This is a genomic window from Pseudomonas sp. IC_126 (genome assembly GCF_004331835.1).
GTDB lineage: Bacteria > Pseudomonadota > Gammaproteobacteria > Pseudomonadales > Pseudomonadaceae > Stutzerimonas.
Map to the genome: position 1 here is coordinate 1,006,500 of NZ_SJSS01000001.1, position 24,584 is coordinate 1,031,083.

Below are 24,584 nucleotides of genomic sequence, written 5' to 3' on the forward strand. Positions count from 1 at the left end.
CGGCGCATGCGCAAGCGCTGAGTGAAATCAGTCGCTGGAACCACTGGGGACCCGACCGTGCATGGTCGGTGGACGCAGGAAGTCGAAATCGCAGCCTTTGTCGGCCTGGGTGATCTGTTCGAAGAAGAGCTTGCGGTAGCCGCGCTCGGCGTTCTGGGGTTTGGGCAGCACAAGGGCTGCGCGCCGACGCTCGAGTTCATCCTCGGCTACCAGCAAGTCGATGCTGCGCTTGGAGACGCTCAAGCGAATCCGATCGCCACTCTGCACCAGAGCCAGCGGTCCGCCCAATGCAGCCTCCGGCGTCACATGCAGCACGATGGTTCCGGCAGCGGTGCCACTCATGCGACCGTCGGATATCCGCACCATGTCCTTGACGCCAGCGCGCGCGAGTTTTTTCGGAATGGGCAGGTAGCCAGCTTCAGGCATGCCGGGTGCGCCAATTGGGCCGATATTCTTGAGTACCAGCACATCGTCGGCGTTTACGTCGAGGTCGGGATCATCCAGGCGCCGGGCTAGATCCTCCGAGTTTTCGAACACGACTGCACGGCCTTCGTGCTCCATCAGCGTCGCGTCGGCGGCGGACTGCTTGATGATGGCGCCTTCGGGCGCAAGGCTGCCGCGCAAAAACGCGATGCCACCGACCGGATAGATCGGGTCCTTCACGCTGCGCACCACGTCCTGCTTGAAGACCGGCACTTGATCGAGCTCTTCGCCTAACGTGCGACCGGTAACGGTGAGCGCGTCGAGATGGAGCAACGGACGCAGTTCGCGCAGCACCGTCTGCAGCCCGCCTGCGCGATGAAGGTCTTCCATGTAATGCTGGCCGGACGGTTTGAGGTCGACTAGTACCGGAGTGTCCCGGCTCATACGATCGAAGGCCTCCAGGTCGATGTCATAGCCCATGCGTCCGGCAATGGCGGTCAGGTGCACGATGCCATTGGTGGAGCCACCGATGGCCAGCAGCACGCGCAGGGCGTTCTCGAAAGCCTTGGGCGTGAGGATCTTGTCGGGCGTGAGTTGGCTGCAGGCCATTTCGACGGCCTGCTTGCCGGTGAGTTCGGCAATGCGCATGCGATCGGAGGTAACGGCCGGTGGCGTCGCTCCGCCGGGCAACACGATACCCAGCGCCTCACTGATACAGGCCATGGTGCTGGCGGTCCCCATTACCGAGCAAGTTCCAACGCTGGCAACCAGCTTCGAATTGACCTCGACGATTTCAGCCTCGTCGATCTCCTCGCCACGGTACTGTCCCCAGTAACGTCGACAATCGGTACAGGCACCGACGCGTACCCCACGATGGCCGCCCGTCAGCATGGAGCCGGTGATCAGTTGCACGGTGGGGATGTTTGCCGAGGCGGCGCCCATCAGCTGTGCGGGTACGGTTTTGTCGCATCCACCAATGAGCACCACGGCGTCCATGGGCTGTGCACGGATCATTTCTTCCGTGTCCATCGACATCAGGTTGCGCAAGTACATGCTGGTCGGCGTGGAAAAGCTTTCACCGATGGAAATGGTGGGGAAGTCGATTGCGAGTCCGCCGGCCAGCATCACGCCGCGCTTAACCGCCTCGATCAGTTGCGGTGCATTGCCGTGACAGGGGTTGTAACCGCTACCGGTGTTTATGATGCCGACGATGGTGCGGTCCAGCGCGTCGTCCGTATAGCCGGCGCCCTTGATGAACGCCTTACGCAAAAAGAGCGAGAAGCCGGTATCCCCATAATTCGTAAGCCCCTTGCGCAGGCCCGTCGGTACGACCACGGCGTCGTCTGTTTTCTTGTCCACCATCGGATTTCACCTTTGTCGATATTATTATCAATAATCTGATGAACGCATTTAGCCATGATATGAATATCGTGGCAACCCATGCGGCGCGTCCCGTTGAGGCAGTACCAGAATCCCTCTATAGTCCTGCTGATAAGTTCGATAGCACCTGGAAACGCCCTTGGATGAATCGCAGATAACGCCGGTTTCAGATGCGGCTAACAGTCCGCAGTCAGTAATCGAGACGCTGGAAGAAGAAATTGTGCTCGGTACGCTGCACCCGCGCGAGCGCCTGGTCGAAGACGATCTGATGGCGCGCTTCGGACTCAAGCGCCATGCGGTACGGAACGCTCTTGCGGAGCTTGAGCAAATGGGGCTTGTCGAACGCAAACGCAATATTGGCGCGTTGGTAAAGGCCTATACGATCGAAGAGGTCGAGCATCTCTACGAGGTTCGCGAGCTGCTCGAAACCTATTGTGTCCGCCTCATTCAGCTTCCGGTCCCTGAAGAGCGCTTGCAGACTCTGCTGTCGATCCAACACGCCCATGATGATGCGGTGGAACGTAGCGATCTGCGCCAGCTCTTTCGCCTGAACGTGCGCTTTCACCGCGAGCTGTTCAGCCTGGCGAAGAACCCGGTACTCGTCGAGGCCATCAGCAACCATGCCCAGCGAGCCCATTCGATGCGCTCGTCAACCATCGCCATGCCGTCCCAGCTCGAACGTTCACGCCAAGACCATTGGGAATTGATAAATGCACTGCGAGGTGGCGACGTAGAGGCTTTGGTTTCGCTGTGCCGCGGGCACCTGTCTCCATCTAAGGAAGCGTATATCCAAGCGCAAAAGTTACGTGCTGGCCCAGTCGACAAGCTGTCTGCCGCCAGATAATCGGCTCAAGCGGAGCACTCGAGGGCAAGGCTGCCCAGACGGTGTGCAGGAACACGCGTGGAAGTATCAGCCGCTTCGAGTGTTCGGCAAGATTTGATTGGGAACGCGGGGCACACTGGCTATTGAACAGGGCCGACGGGGCCCGATTGGGACGGCGAATTACGATGTGGTAGTGCCGTTGCCGGCCACGGCGTCGCCTTGCAATGCAGCGCCAAATTGGGTGCGAAGAAAAGAGATACATACGGCTAATCAATAGCCAGTCCATATTGCTAATTTAACTTATGGGCGATGTATATTGTTCATGAACGTCCTAACACCAGCTCCAGACAGGCACTAGCCTTAGCTAGAAACACGGATGTTCATGGCTTCATGTTCATAAGAAGGTCGTTGGAGGGGCTGTGAGCCCCGGAATTTGGCAGGCGGATCTGTTGACTGCGCCCCTGGCAGGTCTGATCTACATACTGCTTATAAGCTTTTTATACTCAGATCTTGGCATGTGGTCGTGATCTATCATGTGATCCATAATCGCGCGAATGTAACCGTCAAGCTCTCTGAAAAGATCCTCTCGTTCACTTCGGCTTTTTACTAGTTGCTCAAGCCGTGCCCCCATGTGAACGATACTGGTTCGGAGTCCGATCTCTTGCTTAGTGATCTCATCCTTCTTTCCAGTCAGTTCTCGAAATCTTTCCATCAACCGTTCGTGCTCCCCAGGGCAGTTAGCCACATACTTTGAAACCACTTTTTTGATGTCCTGAAATTTCATGTAGCCGTCAGGGCATGCTAGGAACTCAATTAGGCTTAGCGCCTGTACGAATTTCGACGTGGCTGATTGGGTCTGAAGCATTTGAGAGTAGAGCGAAAGCCCATGAGCTGCGATCTTGCCGACCTCCCCGTGCTGTGGAAAGCGATCCCATTCTGGTTGACGTAAGTCGAGGCCAAGGCCTTTCGTGATTGCATGCGTAAATGCCGTGCCAGCTAACAGAACGGAGTCCAATGCATCTGATTTCACTAGTAGCGCGGAGGACATCAAAGAGTTAGACATCAATTGCCCTGGATATGCAGGCTTCGTTTCACATGAAAGATGTTCAAGTTTGCAGTTTAGGTAGTTGATTACGTCAAAGCATAGACCGTCGACTATCTCGGAAATTCTGACAATCATTTCCAGATGCGCATTGTGGTTGCAACATTTAAGTGCGTCCCATGAAAATTTCACTGGCATTACAAGTAAAGGGTGTTTCGCCAGCTTATCTATCCGCACTCCGGAAGCTTTTATTTGAGAAGATGCAGGCCTGGCTAGCTGTTTATTGTCGATGTGCAAGCTCGCCAAATTCAATCTTCCTTGTGGGTAGATCATAATCCCATGCGGCAGAAATATTGAACGATCAGTGATAAGGCGAGCCAGTGGAAGTATGGCTAGATGGCAGCCTTCTTGAAAATAATGATTGTATGCTGCCCTGAGGTCGCCTTGATCAATTTTTTCGTAACTTGCAATATCGTACCAGTGTAGATGAATTTCTGGAGAGGGCGATACTATTTCTATAGACTTAGTTTCTTCTCGAGGGGCATCGAAAGGGACAGAAACACCAAGCCAGCACTCTAGACAGTTTCGCTCGCAGCCGTTTTTGTAATTTATTGGCCTGTAGAAATGGTGCTCATTTAACTCCATATAGTCATATATGCTATAGTCTTTATTGCATTCGGAGCAGCTTCTGACGAGCCTTGTCTCGTAGGCACTTAATCTGAGGCCATCAATGCTAAGTTTCACATTATTATCTCGATAGTCGTGCAGCGCGGACACTGCTTTCTTAATGGGGTTGCTGCAAACTCTGGACCCGCAAAAGTAGGGGCGGGCGGCGTTTGGCCTGCTTGAATCAACGCGCGACTCCTTGCTGCAATAGACTTATGCTAGGAAGGAAATTCTGGGCATTTCACTGACGGAGCGCTTTAACCGGCAAGCTATGTCGGCTGCCCTGCTATGCAGGGACTTACCTCGACTTGCGGGTCGTACTTGAATCCTGCGGCCTCCCAATCACGCCAGTCAGGAGTTACGCCCTCGACCCACGGTACATCGATAGGCGTCGCATTGAGCAATGTGTCATCGCCATCCTGATGCCAAATGGCAGTTACGGTGTCACTTGCCTCCACGGCCAAAGGCTTGAGTTCGAATGAAGCGGGCAGCGGCAGCTTCCATCCCGGCGCCAACAAGAGCCGGACCCGTTCGTGTTCTTGTCGTTGCAAATGGTAGAGAGTATTGACTAGGTCGCTGAATGTGCATCGAATTGATAAATTAGAAAACTTCTTATAACCAACCGATTTCCGTGAAGGGCTCACATGCCTATCCAGCGTCCGGCCGCTACACAGATAAAACTCAACATCTTTGAGGTTCACATCGATAACACTTACGTTCGGGTCTTTCTCTATAACCGCGAGGATGTAGTACTGGGCAGGGAAAATTTTTTCGGCTTTGTTTTTGTTTTGAACCGAGTTCCATCGGCAGGTTTTGTAGAGTCTCCAGTTTGCCCGATTGCTCGTGCTTTTGATTTCGATCGTCACGCCCCATGTCAACTGCAAATCGAACACGTCACCGTGAGGTTGGCAGGCATAAACAGGCTCTAGGCTTTTCGTCAGTTGTCCACGATGTGGCTTTTGGCAAGTGAGATCCAGCACACGCTCAAGCACGATGTCGTCAACACGATCCATGAGGTAGCGAGCCAGGATGAACTCAAGCATCACACCACGGATCACGGGGGTTGTAATATTAGAGAAAGCCCAGTTCCAGAAATCATCGACACTGTAGGGTAATTTTTGATCGCCAAAGGAAAACTTCAGGTCATTGGTTACGATCAGAGGCATGGCACACACACATTCATATAAGGAGATACCATTATAACTTGCCAACTTTGGGCTGAAGAATACCCGGATTATTGTGGGTAGGGAGAGGTGTTTAGCGGCGTCTCTACACCTTGGGTGTCTTCAGTCACGCTCATGCCTCTCTAGTTACTCCGGTTGGGCGAGCTTTCAAATGTACGAATCCGGGCGAGTGGGGCACGCCAATGAGGAACCGCGCGCAGTGTCCAGCGTATGCTGGCCACGCACTCATAGTCCGAATTTGGGGCTTTGTACCGCTATTCGTGCCGTGGTGTAAGCGTTGGCGAACTCGGACTGGTCACTCGTCCCCCTCGTTAGGCTCTCATTGAGCGCGGTGAAGATTCGCAGCCCTTCGCCAGTTACGGATTCCAACTGAGCACATCTTGTACCTAACATTCGGATAGCCACCGTCTCAAGGCGTTCATCCATTTGATCGCCATGGTGAGACTCCACCAACAGCCTGTAAATAGCCCAGAGTTGTTTGGCGAAAGCCTTCGGCAAATGACCCATGAGTGCGGCGGTGATGATCAACATGACGATGGTGTCAAGGGCCTGATCAGGGGCATCATTTTTCATGGCTGCTTTGACATGCCAGTGTCGCATTAACGCAGCTATCCCGATCTCAGGCAGTAGAGCCTGATTCACGAGTGTACGTAGCACCGATGCTGCATGACCCAGCGTTTTATCAAAGGGCGCGCGATAATCCCAGAGCGCAGAGATCACTGAAATGAACCCAGGTTCTGCGTCGAGGATTTCCACGCCTTGGCGTACGGTTCGTGCAGTAAAGACAGCCGGAGGGAGTAACTGCACAATTTCGGATAGCTGTACGATTATCCCGACCCGCCATTCACACAGCAGGGCAACTTTGCCTGCTTTTTCAAGTGGTGAGAGCTGCCCAACTTCTGCTAGGGCGGCCAGGACGTCAAGCGTGCAGAAGCCATCGACTTCGGAACCTGCGACACAAAAAGTGCGCAGTGCTTCGTCATCAGAATAGAGGCTGTACCGTTCAGGCTCTTTGGCGCATATCTCCACCATTTCGCTGTTGCTTCGCCCAATGACTGTTGAGGACGATGCTTCGTTTGCTTCCTCTGGAGAGGAGAGTTGGAGGATCGAAGCAAGATGGGGTTTCAAGGCGTTCTGTAGGCCCAAGCACTTGCTTCGCATTGGGCTTCCGAATAGCGGATTCGTGAACTCGGCAAGCTCCTCCATAGTGGCTCTGGCCACTGCAATTTGACCGAAGAAAGTGATGACATCGTCGATGAGCCCCAAATCATTGAGCACCAGCAGCGCTGTCCAATCCAGCAAAGGCACTCGCTTGCGCAGGGCATCGGCACCGGTTGGTTGCCAACCAATATCGTTGACCATTGCCAAGTGATACTGGCGATCATCCCGACTGGAAACCTTGGCGACTTCCCACAGATGCACGATATCGGAAATACAGGACAGAACCAGTCGGGGACGCCATGAGAAAGGGATGGTCTTTAATCCCTGCTGTAGGGAGCGCTCCAGCCGTTTCTGGAACGCTTCTCTGTCGGGAGTCAATCCAGTCAGTGCTTTCAGGCTTTCAACCAACTCCGTACCAGTGGCGCCCTCTCGAACCTCGCCCCTCCATAGCATCCGGGAATTCGGGAAATTTCTAAAGAATGCATCAGCTCGTGTTCTGAATTGCCCTCTATCTCTGGCAAGGTCGATGTCACTGCGCCCACTCAGGGTGCTGCTCAGATGCATCATCAAGTAGGTGCCTTCCTGGCTCTCTACGCTCTGATCCACTAGCTCGCCTGCTCGCAGGGCCAACTCCAATAGCCTGTCGCTCGTTGGGTCGGAAAACTGTATGAGGAAGAACAGTAGCTTCACAAATTGCAACTGTTCCCCTTTGGACTTCGCAGTTTCGAGAGCCCTTTCTGCCGCCTCCACGGCGTCATCGACGTAGCCGCAACGAGTGGCGATCGTGACATAGGTGTTCAGAGCCAGTGGGTCGTCGGATCCCGTAGCTACAATATTCAACAACCGATCGCGGGCTTTTTCCGTTTCGCCTAGATGATCAAGCGCCAATGCCTCAAAGGCCCCCATTCGATCACCTGGCTCAGCGCGCACTCTATTGCTTTGACACAGTTCTACGAGGCCCTGCCAATTTTTCAAGGTTACCAACGCCATCCCGAGGCGCGCAGCAATCGCAGGCGAAAGTACGTAGTGCTCAGTTATCCTTTCGGCGAGTCGAACACACTCCATTGCACTTTCCGAATCGGTAGGATCAAGCTCGTGGATGAGGGTGAGTGCAATGCTCACGGGCCGATCCAGTTCCCCATACCTGGCCTGGAGCGAACTCAAAGCCTCATTTCTGGCCAACCTGCTGATCTCCAACTGGAGATAAAAATGGGCAAGGGCGGCTTGGGGGGCCAGATCAGGATTTGATTCGAGCAGCTCCATCCACTGTTTTACGAGGCCAGGCTGAACTGATTTGTGAGCAGAAATAGAGGCTGCAGTGATAGCCGACCCAAATAAGGGATGGCTGCGATCCACGCTACCGATGTATACGCTGAAGCTTTGGTAGCATGCCCGGAACTTCCGCGTTTCATATAGCAGGAGCGTGTTCCAGAGCTGCTTGTCCGCTGAATCAGGCAACTGATCATTTGCCGACAAAGCGAGGTTGAAGTCCGATAACTGACCTGCAATACCTCGTAAGACCTCATGGATATGGGGCAAGTCCGGGCGTTTCTGCGCAGCATCCTTCAGGTCTGCAAGTATGGACTCTGCCTTGCCGAGTGCCGACGCTGTAGCCCCCCAAATGTCGACGAGCTGCTCTATGTTGGAATTCCAGCCTGATGCCTTTATGGACAAGACAGCGTCGTAAATCGCAGCCCAAGCCTCCTCAAGCTTTTGAAGGTCTACACCCGGAAGCCCTGCTGGTGGGATATATTCACGCCGCTGCGTACCGGCGGTCGCCAACGCGAGGGCAAATTTGGCTCGGGCCCTAAGTAAAAGCAACAGTTCACGTATGTCATCGGATGCCTCGCACGATGCAAGGCCTGCCTCGCAGTCCGCCAGGGCATTTGCAGGGTCCTCAGACAACCAATATGCGAACGCTCTGGCGAAAGACCGTTGAGGTACTGGAAGCAAATCAGCGAGCTCAACGGCCAGCTGGTAATGCCCTTGGACCGCATGTAGCCGGGAACGGACGGCGATGACTATCGGGTCTTCACCCTCTAGTAGATCATGCAGCTCAGCAAGCGAGTCGCTATCCTTTTCGAATCTGATGCGGATCTCTGCTTCCACCCTAGCAGCTCGGTACTTAGGCAAAGGCGTTGCCTCATACGCGTTCTGATATGAAGTGACTGCCGCTTGGTTATCCCCCGTTTGAACCTGCCAGTTGCCACGTAGACGCCAATATTCCGCGCGCTCAAGGGTGGTCGATTCTTCTAGCTTTGGCTCTGCCTCGTCGAGCATTATCTTTGCTCGATCCAGCGCAGTTACCCGTAGATCCGCTTTGGCCTGAGTCAGATTCCAGGCAAGCGTGTCCCGAGCTGGGTTGACCCAGTAGTCTTCCGTTGAGCCTGCCAAAGCGTTCATGAGTGCAGATCCTCTCGCAGCCACGCCTTTTACCACCCCCTGAACCAAGGTTAAGCGGTCGTCTGCACGCATTCCGGGGTGGGTTTGCTCCGCGCGTTGGCTAAGGACGTGCCCCACGCGAGACAGTTCGTTCTGGTGGCGAATGCCCTCAGAGAGGTCTGTATTCCTTTTCAGAATGTTCTTTGTTGGCGCGCGAAGGGTGACGTATTTTTGTTCGGTAGACAGATCATCGACGGTGATGCGGATCAGCTCATCCCTGAGCCAGACGTAGTAAAGGGGGCAGTCAACAGGGTCTTCGTTTACCGAAAGGTCGCAGATCACCAAGAGCACCGGCTCTACGGCTCGGGCGTAATAGCGGACAGTGGTCGCTTTCAGAGCGACCGAAATATATTCGCCATCCGCCGTCAGGCTCGGAGAGCGGGTGCCTTTAAGTTGAATTCGGAAAATATCCGTCGCGCGTTGATTTGGCGTGGTCTGCACTTGGAAGTCATAGCCATAGTCGTCAGTCCCTTCCAGGCTTTGCAATCGCCAATCCTTGGGATGACGAGCCATCAGGCAACGTGTTGCATCGGCATTGATGTCGTGCTGATCACCCGTCCCAGGTAAAGGCCCGTCAACTGGCATGGTGCTTCCTCGGCATAATCAAAAGGGCGCTGTTGGCGTAAAGAGGCGTTTCTCGGTGCAATTTTTTTCAGGAGTACTGTAGCGGTCAACCCATCCCGCCTTAGCCTAGCCGCTCTGTTGTTTCAAAGTATTCACATTGGTTCCGACACCAATTCGCATGCCTCCGACACCTATTCGCACCACGCCCACGCCGACAGTTCGCTTTGCCGACACCCGGAGACAGCCAGTCACTGCCTTGCAGTTCCAAATGGCCTCTCGTCGACTGCCGCTATCGGCCAAAAGCGGCCAGTCGTAACGGGCAATCATCGGCCAACTATTTAGTGCTTCACAATCACTCAGAGCAAGAATAGAGTAGAGCTTATTACCTAATAGGTATTTTACTCTACATGAATAATTGGCTATCTCTGATCATCGCCTTGCCGACAGCTAATGCCACAGAGCGTATGCGCGCCTGGCGTGCCCTCAAGAGCAGTGGCGCAGCGGTACTGCGCGATGGGGTCTATTTGCTGCCCGGCACTCCCGCCTGCCGAGAAGCATTGGAGGCTGTTGAGCGCGACATCCTGGGTAGTAATGGCACGGCCTTTCTGTTGCCCATCAATGATCCGCAAGGCGAGCGCTTTATCGAACTGTTCGACCGTAGTGAGGACTACGCCAAGCTGCGCGTCGATATCGAGGCGTGCCAGGCTCAACTGACTTCGGATTACGCCCTCACCAGCACCAAGCAGGTACGCAAGCTGCGCAAGGCGTTTGCGCAGGTGGCGGCCATCGATTTCTTCCCTGCGGTGGCTCGGCAACAGACCGACATGGCTCTCAAAACACTTGAAACGGCCATCAGTCGGGCACTTTCGCAGGATGAACCGAGCAGTCACGATCAGCCTATCGAACAGCTTGATCGTCGCGACTACCAGGGTCGCCTTTGGGCTACGCGCAAGCGGCCCTGGGTTGACCGCTTGGCTAGCGCCTGGCTGATCCGGCGCTGCATTGACCCGAGCGCCCGCATTCTCTGGCTGGACACGCCAAGTGATTGCCCTACGGAGGCGCTGGGTTTCGATTTCGACGGTGCGACCTTCAGCCATGTCGGCAGTCGCGTCACCTTCGAAACCCTGCAAGCCAGCTTTGCACTGGTCGAGCCAGGCCTAAGCCGCATCGCGGCTCTGGTGCATTACCTGGATGTCGGTGGCGTTCAACCCGCCGAGGCTGTTGGCATCGAGCGTGTATTGGCTGGGCTGCGCGAAACCATCCTCAATGACGACCAGTTGCTAACGGCTGCTTGCGCCATCTTCGATGGGTTGCTGGCGGCATTCGTGAAAGAAGAGACCTCTGATGATTGAGACCACACTGCCACCTGTAGAGCAGGATTTGCCACGTACCGAGCCTGTCAGTTTGCTTCAGGCTTTTCTGTTCTGGCTCAAGCTCGGTTTCATCAGCTTCGGTGGCCCGGCCGGGCAGATTTCGATCATGCACCAGGAGCTGGTGGAGCGTCGGCGCTGGATCTCTGAGCGGCGTTTTCTGCATGCCCTTAACTACTGCATGCTGCTGCCCGGCCCGGAGGCCCAGCAGTTGGCCACCTATATCGGCTGGCTGATGCACCGTAGCTGGGGCGGTGTGATTGCCGGGGTGCTATTCGTGCTGCCCTCGCTGTTTATCCTGATCGCGCTGTCGTGGGTCTATATCGCCTTCGGCGACGTGCCGGTGGTGGCCGGACTGTTTTATGGGATCAAGCCCGCCGTGACCGCCATCGTGGTGCAGGCCGCTCACCGCATCGGCTCCCGTGCATTGAAGAATAACTTGCTGTGGGCGATAGCTGCTGCATCGTTCGTGGCGATATTCGCCCTTAACCTGCCGTTCCCTCTGATCGTACTGGGTGCCGCCGTGATCGGTTATTTCGGTGGGCGTTTCGCTCCAGAGAAGTTCAGCATCGGCGGTGGTCATGGCGCTGCCAAGCAGTCTTACGGCCCGGCGCTGATTGATGATGAAACCCCGACACCGGAACATGCGCGCTTCCGCTGGCCACGTCTGCTCTTGCTGGCAGCGATAGGTGCAACGCTGTGGGCGTTGCCCATGGGGCTGTTGACCGCTCTATTCGGCTGGGAAGGCACGCTGACGCAGATGGGCTGGTTCTTCACCAAGGCCGCACTGCTGACCTTCGGCGGTGCCTATGCGGTACTACCCTATGTCTACCAGGGTGCAGTCGGCCACTACGGCTGGCTGACCCCGACACAGATGATCGACGGTCTGGCTCTGGGTGAAACTACGCCAGGGCCACTGATCATGGTGGTGGCCTTCGTCGGTTTTGTCGGTGGCTACGTGCAGCAGGTGTTTGGTGCCGACCAGGCCTTCCTAGCCGGTGCCGTGGCCGCCAGCCTGGTCACCTGGTTCACCTTCCTGCCGTCATTCCTGTTCATTCTCGCGGGCGGCCCGCTGGTGGAATCAACCCACAACGAACTGAAGTTCACCGCGCCGCTGACGGCCATCACCGCCGCCGTGGTCGGGGTAATCCTCAATCTGGCGTTGTTCTTCGGTTATCACGTGCTCTGGCCGCAAGGCTTCGAGGGTGCTTTCGACTGGCCGTCTGCACTGATCGCGTTGGCTGCTGCCGTCGCCTTGTTCCGCTTCAAACGCGGTGTCATCCAAGTGCTGATGGCCTGTGCCTTGGCCGGACTGGTGGTACACCTGCTGCAAAACTGAGAGGTGGAGGATGAGCAGAATCTCGATATGCGAACTGGCGGAATGGCAGGCAGCAGATCGGACGTTCACTTTGCTGGATGTGCGCCGTACGAGCGTGCGGCTTGCCGATGCCGAAGAAATTCCCGGCGCACACTGGCGTGATCCCGAGGATGTCTTCACTTGGAAGGATCAGGTTTCACGGGACCGGCCAGTGATTGTCTATTGCGCCAAGGGCCATGAAATCAGCCAGGGCATCGCCGCCACATTGGAGGCTATGGGCCTGGATGCGCGCTACTTGATCGATGGCTTTGCTGGCTGGAGCGGCGCTGGCCGGCCCACCCGGAGCCTATCCAGATAGCTGGCCGCCACAAATGTGAGGCGGCCAGCCGTTACTGGGAATGCTCAGTGGCAGTGGTAATCGCCCGTTTTGTGGTTGCGGTGACAGCCTTTCGAGTCCGTACCGCCGCTGTGGGCAAGGGCTGCCACGGAGGTTAGAGCGAGAACAGCAGCAATCAGGACAGCAAAAAACTTCTTCATGAGGAACTCCTTTTCAGCTTCTTGTTGTGTGTGACTCAAGTCACACTTACAAGGTATGGCAAAATGCCTGCATTGAGCAAGAAGGCTTCTGAAGAGGAAAAATTCTATCTAGCCGAGCGAGCGAATCAGGTGCAGTGTGGCCAGATGGCCAGGGTAGAACCAATAGCCCCAGCGCTTGACCGGCCACATCTTGAAATGGCCCGGTCGGCGCAGGAACCATAGCCCAAGCAGTGGAGCGGCGAAGGCGACGGCTACTATCAGCAGGGTAAAGGGCTGCAACTCCCACTCCGAGAGCCAGCGGTTGCGACTGTTGGCCAGTACACACAGTGCGGCAGGTAATAGCCACGCAATCCCAGGACGTTGCATGGCCAGGAGCAGTGCTGCTGGCAGCAGCGCGCCGAAAACGCCGTACATCAGGCGCTCTTGGATTAACACAGCTACAGCCACGCCAGTCAGAGCCAGAACAAAACCGCGCCCACGGTTATGCGCGCCCCAGGCGATAAGCAGGCCCAGCAGCAGTGAGGGCATCACATTGAGCGTGCTGCTGTCGCTAGAAAGCAGGCGATAGGGCAACTCCGAGATCACTGCAAACGCCGCCATCCAGCCCAGGTAGCGAACGTTGTCATCGGTGTACAGCTCACCGGTTTGCGAGCGCGCGACATTGGCGGCGATCCCCAGACAGAACAGTGGAAAGGCTAAGCGCCCGACGATGAACAACCATTCGGTGTCAGGCCAGACGTAGCGCAGGTGATCCAGCAGCATGGTCAGCATCGCCAGCCACTTGATCAGATCCAGGTTGGTGTCGCGTGTATGCAGGCTCACCCGAACCACCCAAGCGTCAAGGCAGCCAGCACCAGATAGCGAGTGGCCTTGGCCAGCGTCACGATCAACAGAAAGCTCCAGAACGGTTCGCGCATAACACCGGCTATCACGGTAAGCGGATCACCAATGATCGGCACCCAGCTGAGCAGCAGCGACCAGCGACCGAAGCGGTGATAAGCCTGCTGGGCCTTTTCCAGTTTGCCGTCGCTGACGGGAAACCAGCGCTTGTGCCGGTAGTGCTCGATAGAGCGACCCAGCAGCCAGTTCAGCACCGAGCCCAGCACATTACCCGTGGTGGCCACCGCCAGCAGCGCCCAGGCCGCATAGCGGCCAGTCAGCAGCAACCCAACCAGTACCGCCTCCGACTGCATAGGCAACAGCGTGGCGGCACCGAAGGCGGCGAGGAATAGGCCGAAATAACCGGAGAACTCCCACATCGGCTAGGTGTTCAGGCCGACCCAGCCGTGGAAGCCGACGTAAATCCCCACGCTGATGATCAGTACGCTGGATAGGTAAGGGGCGCGACGCGCCACAGCACCCAGCCAGGGCCAACGATTGGACGCCTGGCGTGCGCCGATAGCAGCGGCAGCACCAACGGTAACCAGAGTTATGGCCAGACCGATGCTGAAACACAGCACCAGAACGGCACCCAGGGCGACTTCTTTCACTTGCAGGCAGAGCAGCAGCACGGTGATCGCTGCCGGGCAGGGAATCAGTCCGCCCGTCAAACCGAACAGGATGATCTGGCCGGTGGTGACATTGCGGTTGCTGAAGCGCTTGCGGATGTCGTTGGCATGCGCCCGTTCATGGGCATCCTGGTAGCCCTCCGGCGACAGTTCCAGTCCCTCCAGCTCGGAATGATCATGGTCATGACCGTGGCTGTGCTCGCGGAACTCCAGGTCATAGTCGTGGGAGTGATCAGCATGGCCGAGGCTCAGGCGCGCGGTGAATTCGTGGGGTTCAGGGATCTCGTCCAGTGACTCCAGGTAGTCACCCCGGTCGACGAAGCGAAACTGCTGGGCCAATCCATCGTGGCGAGTCGTCAGCAAGCTTACTTCAGCAGCCGGCCAGGCATGGCCACTCAAGGTTTTCAGACGCCAGCGCGGTGGGACGCCTTCTTCGAAGATCGACAGCTCGATACGCCCGTGCCCGGTGTCGATGCGCTGCGTTTCATCGTGGTGGTGATGGTCGTGTTGATGCTCATCACCCTCCTCGAAACGCCACATCTGCTCGCCACGCCAGGTGCGCCAGAGCATCCACAGGGCGATGGTGATAATGATGGCGGCGGAGGCGAGCTGGAAATATGGCTCGGTAGTTTCGGCATCCAAATTCTGCCCCAGGTACATGCCGCCCATGGCCACCAGCCAAACTACGGCGGTGTGCGAAAGCGTTGCGGCAAGGCCTAGCAGAATGGCCTGCTTCACCGTGCCACGAATGGCCACGATAAACGCCGCCATCATGGTCTTCGAGTGCCCAGGCTCCAGGCCGTGCAAGGCACCCAGCAGGATGGCGCTGGGGAAGTACAGCCAGGCCTGCGAGGCCCCCTGTTGCAGCAGTTCGGCGAAACTCGACATGGGAGGGGCCTAGAGGTACTTGGTAATTTGCTTGAAGTCTTCGAGTGATGCGCGCTCGCCTATCGCAAGTGCTTCGACCGTATGCTCCAGGCAGTGGTCGATGTGGTCTTGGATTAGGACACGCTTGGCCTGGCAGACGGCTTTTTCCACGGCATGCAGCTGCTGAGCGATGTCGACGCAGGCCCGGCTGTCTTCGATCATGGTGACGATGCTGCGCAGGTGGCCCTCCGCACGCTTCAACCTTTTGATGATGTCGCCATGACTTTGGTGCTGGTGGCCGTGTTCGTGATCGCTCATGCCTTGAGTCTCGTGCGTCGATGAATTACGCTCGTATGCTATCCCCCTGGGGGGGATATGGTCAAACCGACCAGCCCTCCAGAAAAGCCACCCGCTTAGGCATCGAAAGAACCACAACATGCTCAGCAATCCCATCAGCACCAAGGTGATTTTTGCCCTTGCTCTCGCCATATTGATGGCTTGGGCTGGGCATACCTCTGCGCTGTTTATGGGATCGAGCCAGCCTTCCTTGAGTGGCAATGACGGTGCTCATTCGCATGCGCATGGTGACGAGACGCTGGCCTGTGCTGCGTACGGGGATCACTGCCACTCGCCGCTGACCGCCGACCATCTGCATGAAACACCGCATCTGACCGCGCGACTGAGCATCAGCACGCTGCCAGAGCGTGCGCAGCCGATTGAAGCCCCTCGCTACTCCATTCCTCCAAGCCCGATCTTCCTAATCGAGCGGCCACCGCGCGCCACATTCGTGCTCTGACACAGGCCGCTGTGCGGCCCAAGCCCCCTTAATTTAGGACTCAACCATGCATTCGCTACCTATGGGCGCAATGGACGCATCTGTCGTGCGCCCGAATCGCTCGTTACTACTGTTGCTGCTGTTCACGGCATTGCTGTTTCTCGGCATGCCTGACGCTCTGGCCCACGCTGTCGCCGAGGGCGACAAGGGCTTTATCCAGGAAAGCTCCGGGGTGATGGTGCTGCCGTTTATCTACATGGGCGCTAAGCACATGATCACCGGCTACGACCATCTGCTGTTCCTCTTCGGGGTGATCTTCTTTCTCTACCGCCTGAAGGACGTGGGGCTCTACGTCACGCTGTTCGCCGTGGGTCACACCGTGACGCTGTTGTTGGGCGTACTGGCGGAAATCAACATCAGCTCTTATGTGATCGACGCCATCATCGGTTTCTCGGTGGTGTACAAGGCGCTGGATAACCTGGGCGCATTCCAGCGCTGGTTCGGCCACCAGCCGAACACCAAAGCGGCCACGCTGATTTTCGGCCTGCTGCATGGCTTTGGTCTGGCGACCAAGATCCAGGAGTACGAGATCTCGGCAGACGGCCTGATCACCAACCTGATCGCCTTCAACGTCGGCGTCGAAATCGGCCAGCTCCTGGCCTTGAGCGCCATCCTGATTGTCATGGGCTACTGGCGGCGCACCGCCAGCTTCTGGCGCCATGCCTACACCGCCAACGTCGCCATGATGAGCGCCGGTTTCCTCTTGATGGGTTACCAGCTCACTGGCCTGATCGTCTCTCAGTAAGGAATTTTCAGCATGTTCAATACCCAGCTTCCGACCCAAAGCGAATTGCCGACCAGCCGCCAACTGCTGCGCTCCACCCTAATTGCCGTGGGCGTTGCCGCCGCCTTGCTGGTCACCGTGGTGATGCCTTCGGAGTACGCCATCGACCCGACGGGCGCTGGTCGCGTACTCGGCCTGACCCAGATGGGCGAAATGAAGATAACCCTGGCCGAAGAAGCGGTAGCGGATGCAGCGGTTCAGCCAGCTGCGGCTCCAGTCGCTCAAGCTCCCGTGCCTGTTCAGCCTGTAGTTCAAGAACCTGTTGCAGCAGCACCTGTGGCCGAACCCGTAGTTGAGCCTCAGCCTGCCCTGAAGTCGGATGAAGTGACCGTCACGCTGAAGCCGGGCGAGGCCAGTGAAATCAAACTGGAGATGCTGGACAAGGCCACGGTCAGCTACGAGTGGACGACCAATGGTATTCCGGTCAACCACGACACCCACGGCGAGCCCTACAACGGCCCCAAGGGCTACTACCACAGCTACAGCAAGGGTAAGCAGATCAAGGGCGACAAGGGTGAATTCACCGCCATCTTCGACGGCACACACGGCTGGTTCTGGCGCAACCGCAGCAACAAAGACGTGACCATCACGCTGAAGACCAAGGGCGAGTACCTGAGCGTCAAACGAGTTATCTAAGGCAAAGCGCCCCAGCGTCATCAGGCGCTGGGGCTTCTACACACCTGATCGAAATTGAAAGGATTACATGATGAAAACCACAACTACCCTGACTCGCTCCCTGCTACTGGTTTGCCTGCTTGGCCTACTGTCGGCATGTGGCAGTGGCGAGCCGGAAACCCAGTCCGAAGTCGAAAGCCATGGTCACGCTCACGACTAAGAACTTAAACGCTGTGATGTCACGCGCGAGGAGAGCTACTTGCGCGTGACAATCAGCAAGTTCCCTTTTCTTCTCGGCTACCGCTACATCATGCAGCTGAAGTGTTAAATGGCTGCTTTTGGCCGAAACCAGCCATCCCCACCGCCCCCGCGTCAGCGATGAGCGTCCCTGGGTCGAGACGGCTCTGCCGTCTCGATGCGCAGCACGCCAGCGCGACCCGGCCCAACCGGGTGACGCCCAATCCTTTGCTCCTTTGCTCCTTTGCTCCTTTGCTCCTTTGCTCCGGACGTTGCTCTACCTCACACTCGTCGGAACCCCCCGCAACCACACCCCACCGCGACCTCACGCACCTACCTACACCGGGCATTTGCCGCTACAGTGCAGGCAGCCCCGTAGTCTGTCGCAAGGATCGCCGTCCGGATGGCTCCACCGTCTCAACCTAAAAGCCTGATCTTCGATCTGGAAGTCGCCCCCGGCAAAGCCGAACAACTCAATCGCATCTCCATGGTCGGCGCCCTTCGCCCCGGCGTAGCGCTTCGGCTCGACGAAATTGCAATCGCCTTCCCGCAGGCACGGGGGAGGGCCTGAGATGCGAGCCATCAGCGACAAGGTCCGTCATTATCGCAAGACGTTTCGTCCCCCTGTTTTCTATGCGCTCGGATCGTTAGCGTTCCGGCTGACCGTTCTATTGGCTTTGTTGATCGTGGGTTTGATCCTCTCGGACCTGTACCTTCGGTTATTCCATGCTGTGGAGCTGTTAGACGGGCGAGACCAACTCATCCTGCTGCTGTTTGAGATTCCAATGTTGTTCGGGATGCTCCAGGTGTACTTCATGGGGGCCGAGCGGCGATACCGGCAGCTGCATCCTGGCGCGGGACGAGTGACCTTGCGGACCCCCTATGTGTATCTGGTCGGCGAGAAGCGCGCCTATCTCAGTGCGACGTTTTCCCATAAGGGCAATCTGCGTGAACTGGCCAGGGCGCTAGTGGATGAGTGGGAGTGGCGGCGTGAAATCCGCAACCGTACTCAAGAGCCGTTGTGGAGGCGAGCGGTCAGCTTCTTCGGCCTTCCATCGGCCGCCAATTTCGCCGCCTACCTGACCGGCCTGCTGGCCGTCTTCGCGGGCATTGTCATCGCGACGATGTCGGCGGAAACGGTATTCGGATCTCTCGAACAGCTTGTCAAGGACGCTTGGAAACTGATCTGGCTGTTGTGGCTATCCATCGCCTGGCCTATCGCGCTCTGCGTGTTGCCCGGGACTGCTATTGTCTCGGCAATCAAGAACCTGGGCGAGTCCCTGGTTGAGGGGCTGAACGACCAGTACCTGAGTGATACGGCTTTCTATCGGTTCATATCAGAAATCTTGGAGCTTGATGATCGAGGAGAGCGCCTGTTACTGAGCAGGACAAGCTCGACGCTGTACTGGATGGCGCGGCTGATCATGGCGCCAATTCAAGACATCCCAAAGGTGTGGAATCGCATCAGGCGAGCAAGGCGCCTCGGTAAACGAATGGCCCTCACAATAATAATGCCTCCCACTATTCCTTGATCCCCAGCTTTGAACTGTGGGCATTTCGACTAGAGCAGGGGGCGAGGACGCTACGCACACATTTCACACCGAGTTATATTGCTTACGTACATGCTTGGTTCACAGTGGACGTCCCTGATGCGCTCAGGGTGGTAGTGATCCTTGATGCAGCCAGCCGGAATATCCCCATGGATTACATAGCAGGGCGGGGAGTCCATGCCGAGGTGCTTACCTGTCACATTCTGCCCCCACGCGGACAAAATCATGTTCGCGACTTCAGTTCTCTGCCTTGGGCGGATAAGGGCAAAGGGGATGTCCACTTCAAAAACGGTAGGCACGCCAATCTCGCGTAGCCTCCAGCGATAATCCTCTCCGTATCCGTCAAGGCGGGTCAGCCTGGCAGCCAGCGACATTAGGTATTCGCTGCCATTGATGGAGTAGTGTCCGAAGTCATCAAGCATTTTGCGATCGTCCCCGGTCAGCCAGATTTTCCCTTTCTCACTGATGCTCCGGCTGCCCAGCTCATCGATTGCTTTCTGGAGTTGATTGGGATCGACGTCGTGGAACAGCTCTCGAAATCGAGCCTGGATTCGGTCTGGCTGGTGTCCTTGAAGGCCATGCTCGTAGTAGGAGCGGAGGTTCTCAGGGCGGCAGCCATGAAACGCTTTCGCATAGCTGTAATAGCTCGCCAGCAGCTCACAGAAGGCGGGTACGAGTTCTTCGTGGTTCGGTAGCCAAGACAGATCATCTGACCAGCATTTCGGTCGTTTGCGCTCAAGGTGTCGGCGCATAGCTGGATCTAACAGCTCACCTGCGTAGAAACGAATCGAGCCGAGCCAACTGCGGCGATTACGCCAGTCAAGTGTCCGTTGTTTCATCTGCTTTCCTTTGAGTAAGGCCGGAGCTTTGGGGGAGCGCGTTACAGGCGATCCAGGGCGCCGAGGGTAGGGCAATTGCGCTCTGATGCAGCGAAGAGCAACGTAGAGCTGTGACTGACTAATAGCCAAAACACCGTGCTCGAAAGTGGATTCCAGGAAGCGGCGTAAGGCGCCTTTAGCGTAGCGCCTTCGCCGTCGTAGGTAAGATCAGCTGAGTGCACTCAAATCCGCCCCCTGATTTCTGGACGCATCTGACTGGCTCGTTTGGCCGGTAGCTGCCGATTAAACTAGCTGCTATCGGCCAATTGCAGTCATCCATGCTGCCAAGCAGTGGCACCGAAGACGCCAAGTCTCACTACGAGGAGGGTTCTGCCGGCAAGAAGTGAGTACCCGGAGGACTTTCGATTTCCCGGTTTGGATTGCAGTCATATTACCCGGATGGAACCCGACCCTCGACTATTTCGTCTCGCCAGTCCTTTCTGAATCAAAAGCGCCATCAGGCTATAAGCTAAGGCTTCAGTCAGCCTGTCGGTCCTCAAATGCACACACTATTTCACGTAAATACAGCGGACATAAAAGCCCTGAACGACGAGCAAGCGCGCGCACTGATCGCAAGATTGTGTCGGGCTGAGATTCGCAAGCACGGGGGCTCCGAGTCGGCCGTCACCTGGGGTGGCGATCAAAGAGCAAAAGATGGAGGGGTGGACGTCAGGGTAGAGATAAATCCGCCACTGGGGATATCTGGCTATCTACCCAATGACAACACAGCCTTTCAGGTAAAGGCCGAGGTGTTCCCCTCCAGCAAGATTTCTGGGGAAATGGCGCCCAAGACGGGGCTAAGACAAGCAATACGCGACCTCGCTACGACCAAAGGAAGTTACGTCATCGCCGCGACGCGAGACGATACCTCCGAATCCGCTCTCGATCTTCGACTCAATGCAATGAGAGCTTGCTTGTCGGCCAACGGCCTCGGCTCTTCGCCGCATGTTGCCTTCTATGACGCAAGAAAGATCGCAGACTGGGTCGAGCAACACCCTGCGATCGTAGCTTGGGTGAAACACCAGCTAGGCAAGCCACTTGTGGGTTGGCGCCCATACTTGGGCTGGGCGTACCAGGAGACGACCGCGGACTCAGAATATCTGCTTGATGATCGAGTCAAAGTGTTCACGCCTGACGCGGAGAAGGGCATTGATGTCTCGGCCACCATTGATCTCCTGCGTCTCGACCTGTCGAAGGGGGCAAGCGTACGCATTGTCGGCTTATCTGGTGTCGGCAAAACGAGATTGGTACAGGCACTTTTCGATCCGCGTGTACAGACGAACCAAGCTGCGCTGAGTGCTGATGACGTGCTGTACACGGACCTATCAGATGGGCCTTCGCCTCAACCTTCAGCGATGCTCGAAGCGCTGATTGAAGACGGAAGTCAGTGTGTTCTCGTCGTGGACAACTGCGGAGCTGACACTCATCAGAGGCTCACCGAGCTGCTGAAAAAGTCTGGCAGCAAAATAGGCTTGGTTACTGTCGAGTACGACGTTCGAGACGACTTACCAGACGCCACGAAGTGCTACCGTCTCGAAGGCTCCTCCGATGACGTAATCAAGCAGCTTCTTCAGCGGCGTTATCCAGTCCTATCGCTCAGTGATGTCGATACGATCACCGCATTCTCAGACGGTAATGCTCGCGTCGCGTTTGCGTTGGCAGCGACGGTTACGATGACTGGTGAGCTGGCGCGGTTGCGCGACTCTGACTTGTTCAAGCGCCTGTTTCATCAGAAGAACGCCGAGAATGAAGATCTTCTCAGCTGCGCGGAAGCGGCCAGTATCTTGTACTCGTTCGACGGAGAGGACGATGGCCCTGGTTCAGAGCTCAACAAAATTGCCGCTGTTGCTGACGTTTCATTGATCACCCTACAGAGAAAAGTGGTTGATCTACAGCGAAGAGGCCTCGTACAGGCGCGTGGTAAATGGCGTGCTGTTTTGCCACACGCGATTGCTAATCGACTTGCAGCCCAGGCACTGGACGCGATACCCAAATCGCAGATCGTGAGTATCTTTGTCGATACCGCGACCGACCGTGTTGCCCGGTCGTTCTCGCGGCGACTTGGTTACCTACATGAAAGCGAAAAAGCCGCCGAGCTTGTACGGGACTGGCTCTCGCCATCCGGCCGCTTGGGCGATCTAACGGCTCTCAATGACATTGGCCATGAGATCTTTCACAACATTGCGCCTGTATCTCCAAAGGTCGCCCTAGCGGCAATTGGACGGGCTGCCAATATCCCTAGCTTTCTTTCTGACGAAAACAGACAACGTACCCAGTATGCGCACACGTTGAAAGCCATCGCGTTCGAAGAAGAAGACTTTGAGATGGCCGCCGATATTCTTGTCAGATTCGCCTTGGCAGACCTCCAGGAAAAGGGGCGGCATGAATCTACTGTAGAAATCCTGAAGTCTCTGTTTTTCTGCGTGCTATCCGGGACGAATGCCCCTCCCAATCACAGGTCAGAGTTCGTCAGAAAATTACTTGAATCCGGCGATCCCAAGCGAGAGCAGTTGGGGCTGTTGCTGCTTGATGCGGCGCTTGAGGCAGTGCACTTTACCTCTGTGAGCAAATTCGATTTCGGAGCTCGTAAGCGGAGCGAGGGATGGGCTCCGGAATCCCAATCCGACGTTCAGGTGTGGTTTATGCCATTCCTTCGCATTGCAATCGACATAGGTAAGCAGAAGTCCGACCTTGCTGAAAGTTGCAGATCTATTTTTGGTCGCCGCTTAAGAGGGCTTTGGCGTGGCACGAGTTTGAGACCAGAAGTGTGTGCAGCCGTAAAAGAACTGGCTTCAGTCGTGAGCTGGCCTCAAGGTTGGTTTGGAGTCAAAAGCATCCTTCGCTATGACTCGGGCAAATGCGATGAGGCGATTCAGAGCGAGCTTCGTGAGATGGAGGAGGTTCTCAAACCGAAGGCTATACCAGACATGATTCGAGCTCGACTTCTAGACTCGAACAATTTCGACTTGGATCTTGATGGCGATGATGCAGATCAGCTCGATGAAACGACTAGTGAGCGAATCCGCAAATCAAACCAGGCCTTGGAGGAGCTAGGGAAGGCCGCTGCCATCATTGACGGCCTAATCTTGGAGTTACTTCCGCAATTGATCTCAACCAAGTCAGGAGCCAGTGCATTTCCTTTGGGGGTTGGTGTTGGAAAGCAGATTGCGGACCCGAGATGGATTTTGGGTGCAGCTAAGGAACACATCGCCACTGCCACTCCCGGAGCAGTAGGTGTCTTGTTCCTACGTGGCTTGATCAACGGCTGGTATCAAGCATCTCCCGCTTCTGCCGAGGATTTCCTCGACAGCGCGGTGACTGATGCAATTTGGGGCAAGTGGATCATGGACCTTCATTGCATACCGCTGAACCAAGCGGCTTACGCTCGTATCCTCCAATCAATCAAGGCTGGGGCTACTCCTGCCTGGCAATACTCCTATCTCGGGATGGGGAGACAAACCGACGCATTCTCTGTTGCAGAGATTGGTGAGTTGCTTGCTGCGATAGCACTGCTGCCTAGTGGTGGGGGAGTGTTTCTCGACGTCCTTTCTATGGTCGTCCACTGTGCGTCAGATCACGATGATGCGTACAAGGCGTCTCTGGCGAAAACCTGCCTAAATCTTTTGCGCTCAGCCGACTGGGGACAGGTTCTTGGGGATCGCGCCAATAGCGGTTACCGCATTGAGAGCATATTGGAGTTTTCACTGACGCGATTAGCTTCTTCCGAAGCAGCGCTGGAGGTATTGAACGGTCTAGTTGCCTTTGCGCGCACGAAGGAACGTAGTTACTCCGACAGGGACGTCATCAAAAACGCCATCTCGCCGTTCCTTAGGCACATGCCACAACAAGCGCTCGACGCGATCTATGTTCCCGGCGAAGAAGCCTACTACCGTCAAATGTCGCCGGTGATCGGGCGCCCTTACAGTGATCGAAAGGAGGCAACACTAAACGTAGTCCCGGTGGACGTATTAGTCGATTGGTGTAATGCCTCGCCGCCTGATCGTTATGTGTTTGCGGCACGGAGCTGCAAGCTATTCGACATCCGAAGTCGAGCGAATGAAGAGCATACTAATATCCACTCTGTGGACGATTCTGAGTTGGTTATTTCGGATGCCGCGCTCGCTGTGCTCGCTAATGCTCCTGATAAGAAGGCTGTAATCGAAGTCTATTTAAAGCGATTTACGCCTTCAGGCTGGTCCGGGTCCTTGGCCGAAATCCTGAAGAAACGGATTCCGCTGCTCGATGCTCTGAGTCTCGGTAACGAGGAACAGCTGATGCCAATATTGGCAACAGCTAGAGCGAGCCTCGAACGAAGAATCGCAGCGGAAGAGCTTCGAGAGGACGAAGAGGAGCGCGAGCGTACTGGGAGCTTCGAATAGGCTAGCCCGACGCCCCTTGGC

Annotated in this window: 21 protein-coding genes; 11 read left to right on the forward strand and 10 right to left on the reverse strand. The window is 56.2% G+C overall.

From position 1 onward, the window contains the following. Window positions 1–27 precede the first annotated feature (27 nt). Window positions 28–1,785, reverse strand: a complete 1,758-nt coding sequence (locus E0D86_RS04580) for an IlvD/Edd family dehydratase (protein WP_131648777.1) — start codon at window positions 1,783–1,785, stop codon at window positions 28–30. A gap of 238 nt (window positions 1,786–2,023) precedes the next feature. Between E0D86_RS04580 and E0D86_RS21840 the strand changes: the two genes are divergently transcribed. Continuing rightward, entirely contained in the window at window positions 2,024–2,647 is a 624-nt protein-coding gene (locus E0D86_RS21840) for a GntR family transcriptional regulator (RefSeq protein WP_371924044.1), read from the forward strand. 454 nt (window positions 2,648–3,101) lie between these two features. Here the strand turns inward: E0D86_RS21840 and E0D86_RS04590 are convergent, their stop codons facing one another. From E0D86_RS04590 to E0D86_RS04600, 3 genes are all read right to left on the reverse strand, one after another. After that, window positions 3,102–4,412: a hypothetical protein gene (locus tag E0D86_RS04590; RefSeq protein ID WP_131648779.1), complete on the reverse strand. Its 1,311-nt coding sequence runs from the start codon at window positions 4,410–4,412 to the stop codon at window positions 3,102–3,104. A gap of 191 nt (window positions 4,413–4,603) precedes the next feature. Beyond that, the gene (locus E0D86_RS04595) at window positions 4,604–5,500 is read right to left on the reverse strand and encodes a hypothetical protein (protein WP_131648780.1); all 897 of its coding nucleotides are present in this window, start codon (window positions 5,498–5,500) and stop codon (window positions 4,604–4,606) included. Between the two features lie 243 nt (window positions 5,501–5,743). Continuing rightward, window positions 5,744–9,607: a DUF4365 domain-containing protein gene (locus tag E0D86_RS04600; RefSeq protein WP_371924030.1), complete on the reverse strand. Its 3,864-nt coding sequence runs from the start codon at window positions 9,605–9,607 to the stop codon at window positions 5,744–5,746. Window positions 9,608–10,092: 485 nt separating this feature from the next. On the opposite strand from E0D86_RS04600, the gene E0D86_RS04605 reads away from it, so the two are divergent. Genes E0D86_RS04605 through E0D86_RS04615 form a run of 3 tightly spaced genes read left to right on the forward strand, consistent with a single transcriptional unit; the run spans window position 10,093 to window position 12,731 of the window. Next, on the forward strand, window positions 10,093–11,037 hold the full coding sequence (locus tag E0D86_RS04605; protein WP_131648782.1) for a chromate resistance protein ChrB domain-containing protein: 945 nt from the start codon (window positions 10,093–10,095) through the stop codon (window positions 11,035–11,037). After that, the gene (chrA, locus tag E0D86_RS04610; RefSeq protein WP_131648783.1) at window positions 11,030–12,394 is read left to right on the forward strand and encodes a chromate efflux transporter; all 1,365 of its coding nucleotides are present in this window, start codon (window positions 11,030–11,032) and stop codon (window positions 12,392–12,394) included. Before E0D86_RS04605 ends, chrA begins: the two co-directional genes overlap by 8 nt. A gap of 10 nt (window positions 12,395–12,404) precedes the next feature. Next, a complete protein-coding gene (locus E0D86_RS04615; RefSeq protein WP_131648784.1) occupies window positions 12,405–12,731 on the forward strand; it encodes a rhodanese-like domain-containing protein in 327 nt (108 codons plus the stop codon). A 44-nt stretch (window positions 12,732–12,775) separates the two neighbouring features. Here E0D86_RS04615 and E0D86_RS04620 read toward each other — a convergent pair whose 3' ends face one another. The 5 genes from E0D86_RS04620 to mreA all read right to left on the reverse strand — a co-directional run bounded on the left by E0D86_RS04620 (window position 12,776) and on the right by mreA (window position 15,603). After that, on the reverse strand, window positions 12,776–12,910 hold the full coding sequence (locus tag E0D86_RS04620; protein WP_131648785.1) for a YHYH domain-containing protein: 135 nt from the start codon (window positions 12,908–12,910) through the stop codon (window positions 12,776–12,778). Window positions 12,911–13,018: 108 nt separating this feature from the next. Continuing rightward, window positions 13,019–13,732 carry a TraX family protein gene (locus E0D86_RS04625; protein WP_256681123.1) on the reverse strand — a complete coding sequence of 238 codons (714 nt, stop codon included), beginning with the start codon at window positions 13,730–13,732 and terminating at the stop codon, window positions 13,019–13,021. Then, on the reverse strand, window positions 13,729–14,169 hold the full coding sequence (locus E0D86_RS04630) for a YqaA family protein (protein ID WP_131648787.1): 441 nt from the start codon (window positions 14,167–14,169) through the stop codon (window positions 13,729–13,731). Before E0D86_RS04630 ends, E0D86_RS04625 begins: the two co-directional genes overlap by 4 nt. 3 nt (window positions 14,170–14,172) lie before the next feature. Beyond that, complete coding sequence (locus tag E0D86_RS04635) at window positions 14,173–15,306, reverse strand: nickel/cobalt efflux transporter (RefSeq protein ID WP_131648788.1); 1,134 nt, start codon at window positions 15,304–15,306, stop codon at window positions 14,173–14,175. Between the two features lie 9 nt (window positions 15,307–15,315). Then, entirely contained in the window at window positions 15,316–15,603 is a 288-nt protein-coding gene (gene mreA / locus E0D86_RS04640) for a metal-sensing transcriptional repressor MreA (protein ID WP_045733414.1), read from the reverse strand. A gap of 118 nt (window positions 15,604–15,721) precedes the next feature. Here mreA and E0D86_RS04645 point away from each other — a divergent pair, with 118 nt between their 5' ends. The 6 genes from E0D86_RS04645 to E0D86_RS04660 all read left to right on the forward strand — a co-directional run bounded on the left by E0D86_RS04645 (window position 15,722) and on the right by E0D86_RS04660 (window position 19,288). After that, window positions 15,722–16,081 carry a hypothetical protein gene (locus E0D86_RS04645; protein ID WP_131648789.1) on the forward strand — a complete coding sequence of 120 codons (360 nt, stop codon included), beginning with the start codon at window positions 15,722–15,724 and terminating at the stop codon, window positions 16,079–16,081. Between the two features lie 46 nt (window positions 16,082–16,127). Further along, window positions 16,128–16,865, forward strand: a complete 738-nt coding sequence (locus E0D86_RS04650; RefSeq protein WP_131648790.1) for a HupE/UreJ family protein — start codon at window positions 16,128–16,130, stop codon at window positions 16,863–16,865. Between the two features lie 12 nt (window positions 16,866–16,877). Continuing rightward, entirely contained in the window at window positions 16,878–17,540 is a 663-nt protein-coding gene (locus tag E0D86_RS04655; RefSeq protein WP_131648791.1) for a transmembrane anchor protein, read from the forward strand. A 70-nt stretch (window positions 17,541–17,610) separates the two neighbouring features. Then, entirely contained in the window at window positions 17,611–17,739 is a 129-nt protein-coding gene (locus E0D86_RS21545; RefSeq protein WP_256681125.1) for a hypothetical protein, read from the forward strand. A gap of 420 nt (window positions 17,740–18,159) precedes the next feature. Beyond that, window positions 18,160–18,327: a hypothetical protein gene (locus tag E0D86_RS21345; RefSeq protein WP_165914200.1), complete on the forward strand. Its 168-nt coding sequence runs from the start codon at window positions 18,160–18,162 to the stop codon at window positions 18,325–18,327. 1 nt (window position 18,328) lies between these two features. Next, a complete protein-coding gene (locus E0D86_RS04660; RefSeq protein ID WP_131648792.1) occupies window positions 18,329–19,288 on the forward strand; it encodes a hypothetical protein in 960 nt (319 codons plus the stop codon). A 50-nt stretch (window positions 19,289–19,338) separates the two neighbouring features. On the opposite strand, the gene E0D86_RS04665 is transcribed toward E0D86_RS04660, so the two are convergent. Next, window positions 19,339–20,145, reverse strand: a complete 807-nt coding sequence (locus E0D86_RS04665; RefSeq protein ID WP_131648793.1) for a hypothetical protein — start codon at window positions 20,143–20,145, stop codon at window positions 19,339–19,341. A gap of 539 nt (window positions 20,146–20,684) precedes the next feature. Here E0D86_RS04665 and E0D86_RS04670 point away from each other — a divergent pair. Then, window positions 20,685–24,563 (forward strand): hypothetical protein, encoded by a 3,879-nt coding sequence (locus tag E0D86_RS04670; RefSeq protein ID WP_131648794.1) that lies wholly within the window; start codon window positions 20,685–20,687, stop codon window positions 24,561–24,563. The last annotated feature ends 21 nt before the right edge of the window (window positions 24,564–24,584 follow it).

What these genes read in the sequence shown, in the direction of transcription:
- E0D86_RS04580 (WP_131648777.1), bottom strand. Translation starts at nt 1,785, where the DNA reads ATGGTGGACAAGAAAACAGACGACGCCGTGGTCGTACCGACGGGCCTG.
- E0D86_RS04595 (WP_131648780.1), bottom strand. Translation starts at nt 5,500, where the DNA reads ATGCCTCTGATCGTAACCAATGACCTGAAGTTTTCCTTTGGCGATCAA.
- E0D86_RS04605 (WP_131648782.1), top strand. Translation starts at nt 10,093, where the DNA reads ATGAATAATTGGCTATCTCTGATCATCGCCTTGCCGACAGCTAATGCC.
- chrA (WP_131648783.1), top strand. Translation starts at nt 11,030, where the DNA reads ATGATTGAGACCACACTGCCACCTGTAGAGCAGGATTTGCCACGTACC.
- E0D86_RS04615 (WP_131648784.1), top strand. Translation starts at nt 12,405, where the DNA reads ATGAGCAGAATCTCGATATGCGAACTGGCGGAATGGCAGGCAGCAGAT.
- E0D86_RS04620 (WP_131648785.1), bottom strand. Translation starts at nt 12,910, where the DNA reads ATGAAGAAGTTTTTTGCTGTCCTGATTGCTGCTGTTCTCGCTCTAACC.
- E0D86_RS04630 (WP_131648787.1), bottom strand. Translation starts at nt 14,169, where the DNA reads ATGTGGGAGTTCTCCGGTTATTTCGGCCTATTCCTCGCCGCCTTCGGT.
- E0D86_RS04635 (WP_131648788.1), bottom strand. Translation starts at nt 15,306, where the DNA reads ATGTCGAGTTTCGCCGAACTGCTGCAACAGGGGGCCTCGCAGGCCTGG.
- mreA (WP_045733414.1), bottom strand. Translation starts at nt 15,603, where the DNA reads ATGAGCGATCACGAACACGGCCACCAGCACCAAAGTCATGGCGACATC.
- E0D86_RS04645 (WP_131648789.1), top strand. Translation starts at nt 15,722, where the DNA reads ATGCTCAGCAATCCCATCAGCACCAAGGTGATTTTTGCCCTTGCTCTC.
- E0D86_RS04650 (WP_131648790.1), top strand. Translation starts at nt 16,128, where the DNA reads ATGCATTCGCTACCTATGGGCGCAATGGACGCATCTGTCGTGCGCCCG.
- E0D86_RS04655 (WP_131648791.1), top strand. Translation starts at nt 16,878, where the DNA reads ATGTTCAATACCCAGCTTCCGACCCAAAGCGAATTGCCGACCAGCCGC.
- E0D86_RS21545 (WP_256681125.1), top strand. Translation starts at nt 17,611, where the DNA reads ATGAAAACCACAACTACCCTGACTCGCTCCCTGCTACTGGTTTGCCTG.
- E0D86_RS21345 (WP_165914200.1), top strand. Translation starts at nt 18,160, where the DNA reads ATGGCTCCACCGTCTCAACCTAAAAGCCTGATCTTCGATCTGGAAGTC.
- E0D86_RS04660 (WP_131648792.1), top strand. Translation starts at nt 18,329, where the DNA reads ATGCGAGCCATCAGCGACAAGGTCCGTCATTATCGCAAGACGTTTCGT.
- E0D86_RS04665 (WP_131648793.1), bottom strand. Translation starts at nt 20,145, where the DNA reads ATGAAACAACGGACACTTGACTGGCGTAATCGCCGCAGTTGGCTCGGC.
- E0D86_RS04670 (WP_131648794.1), top strand. Translation starts at nt 20,685, where the DNA reads ATGCACACACTATTTCACGTAAATACAGCGGACATAAAAGCCCTGAAC.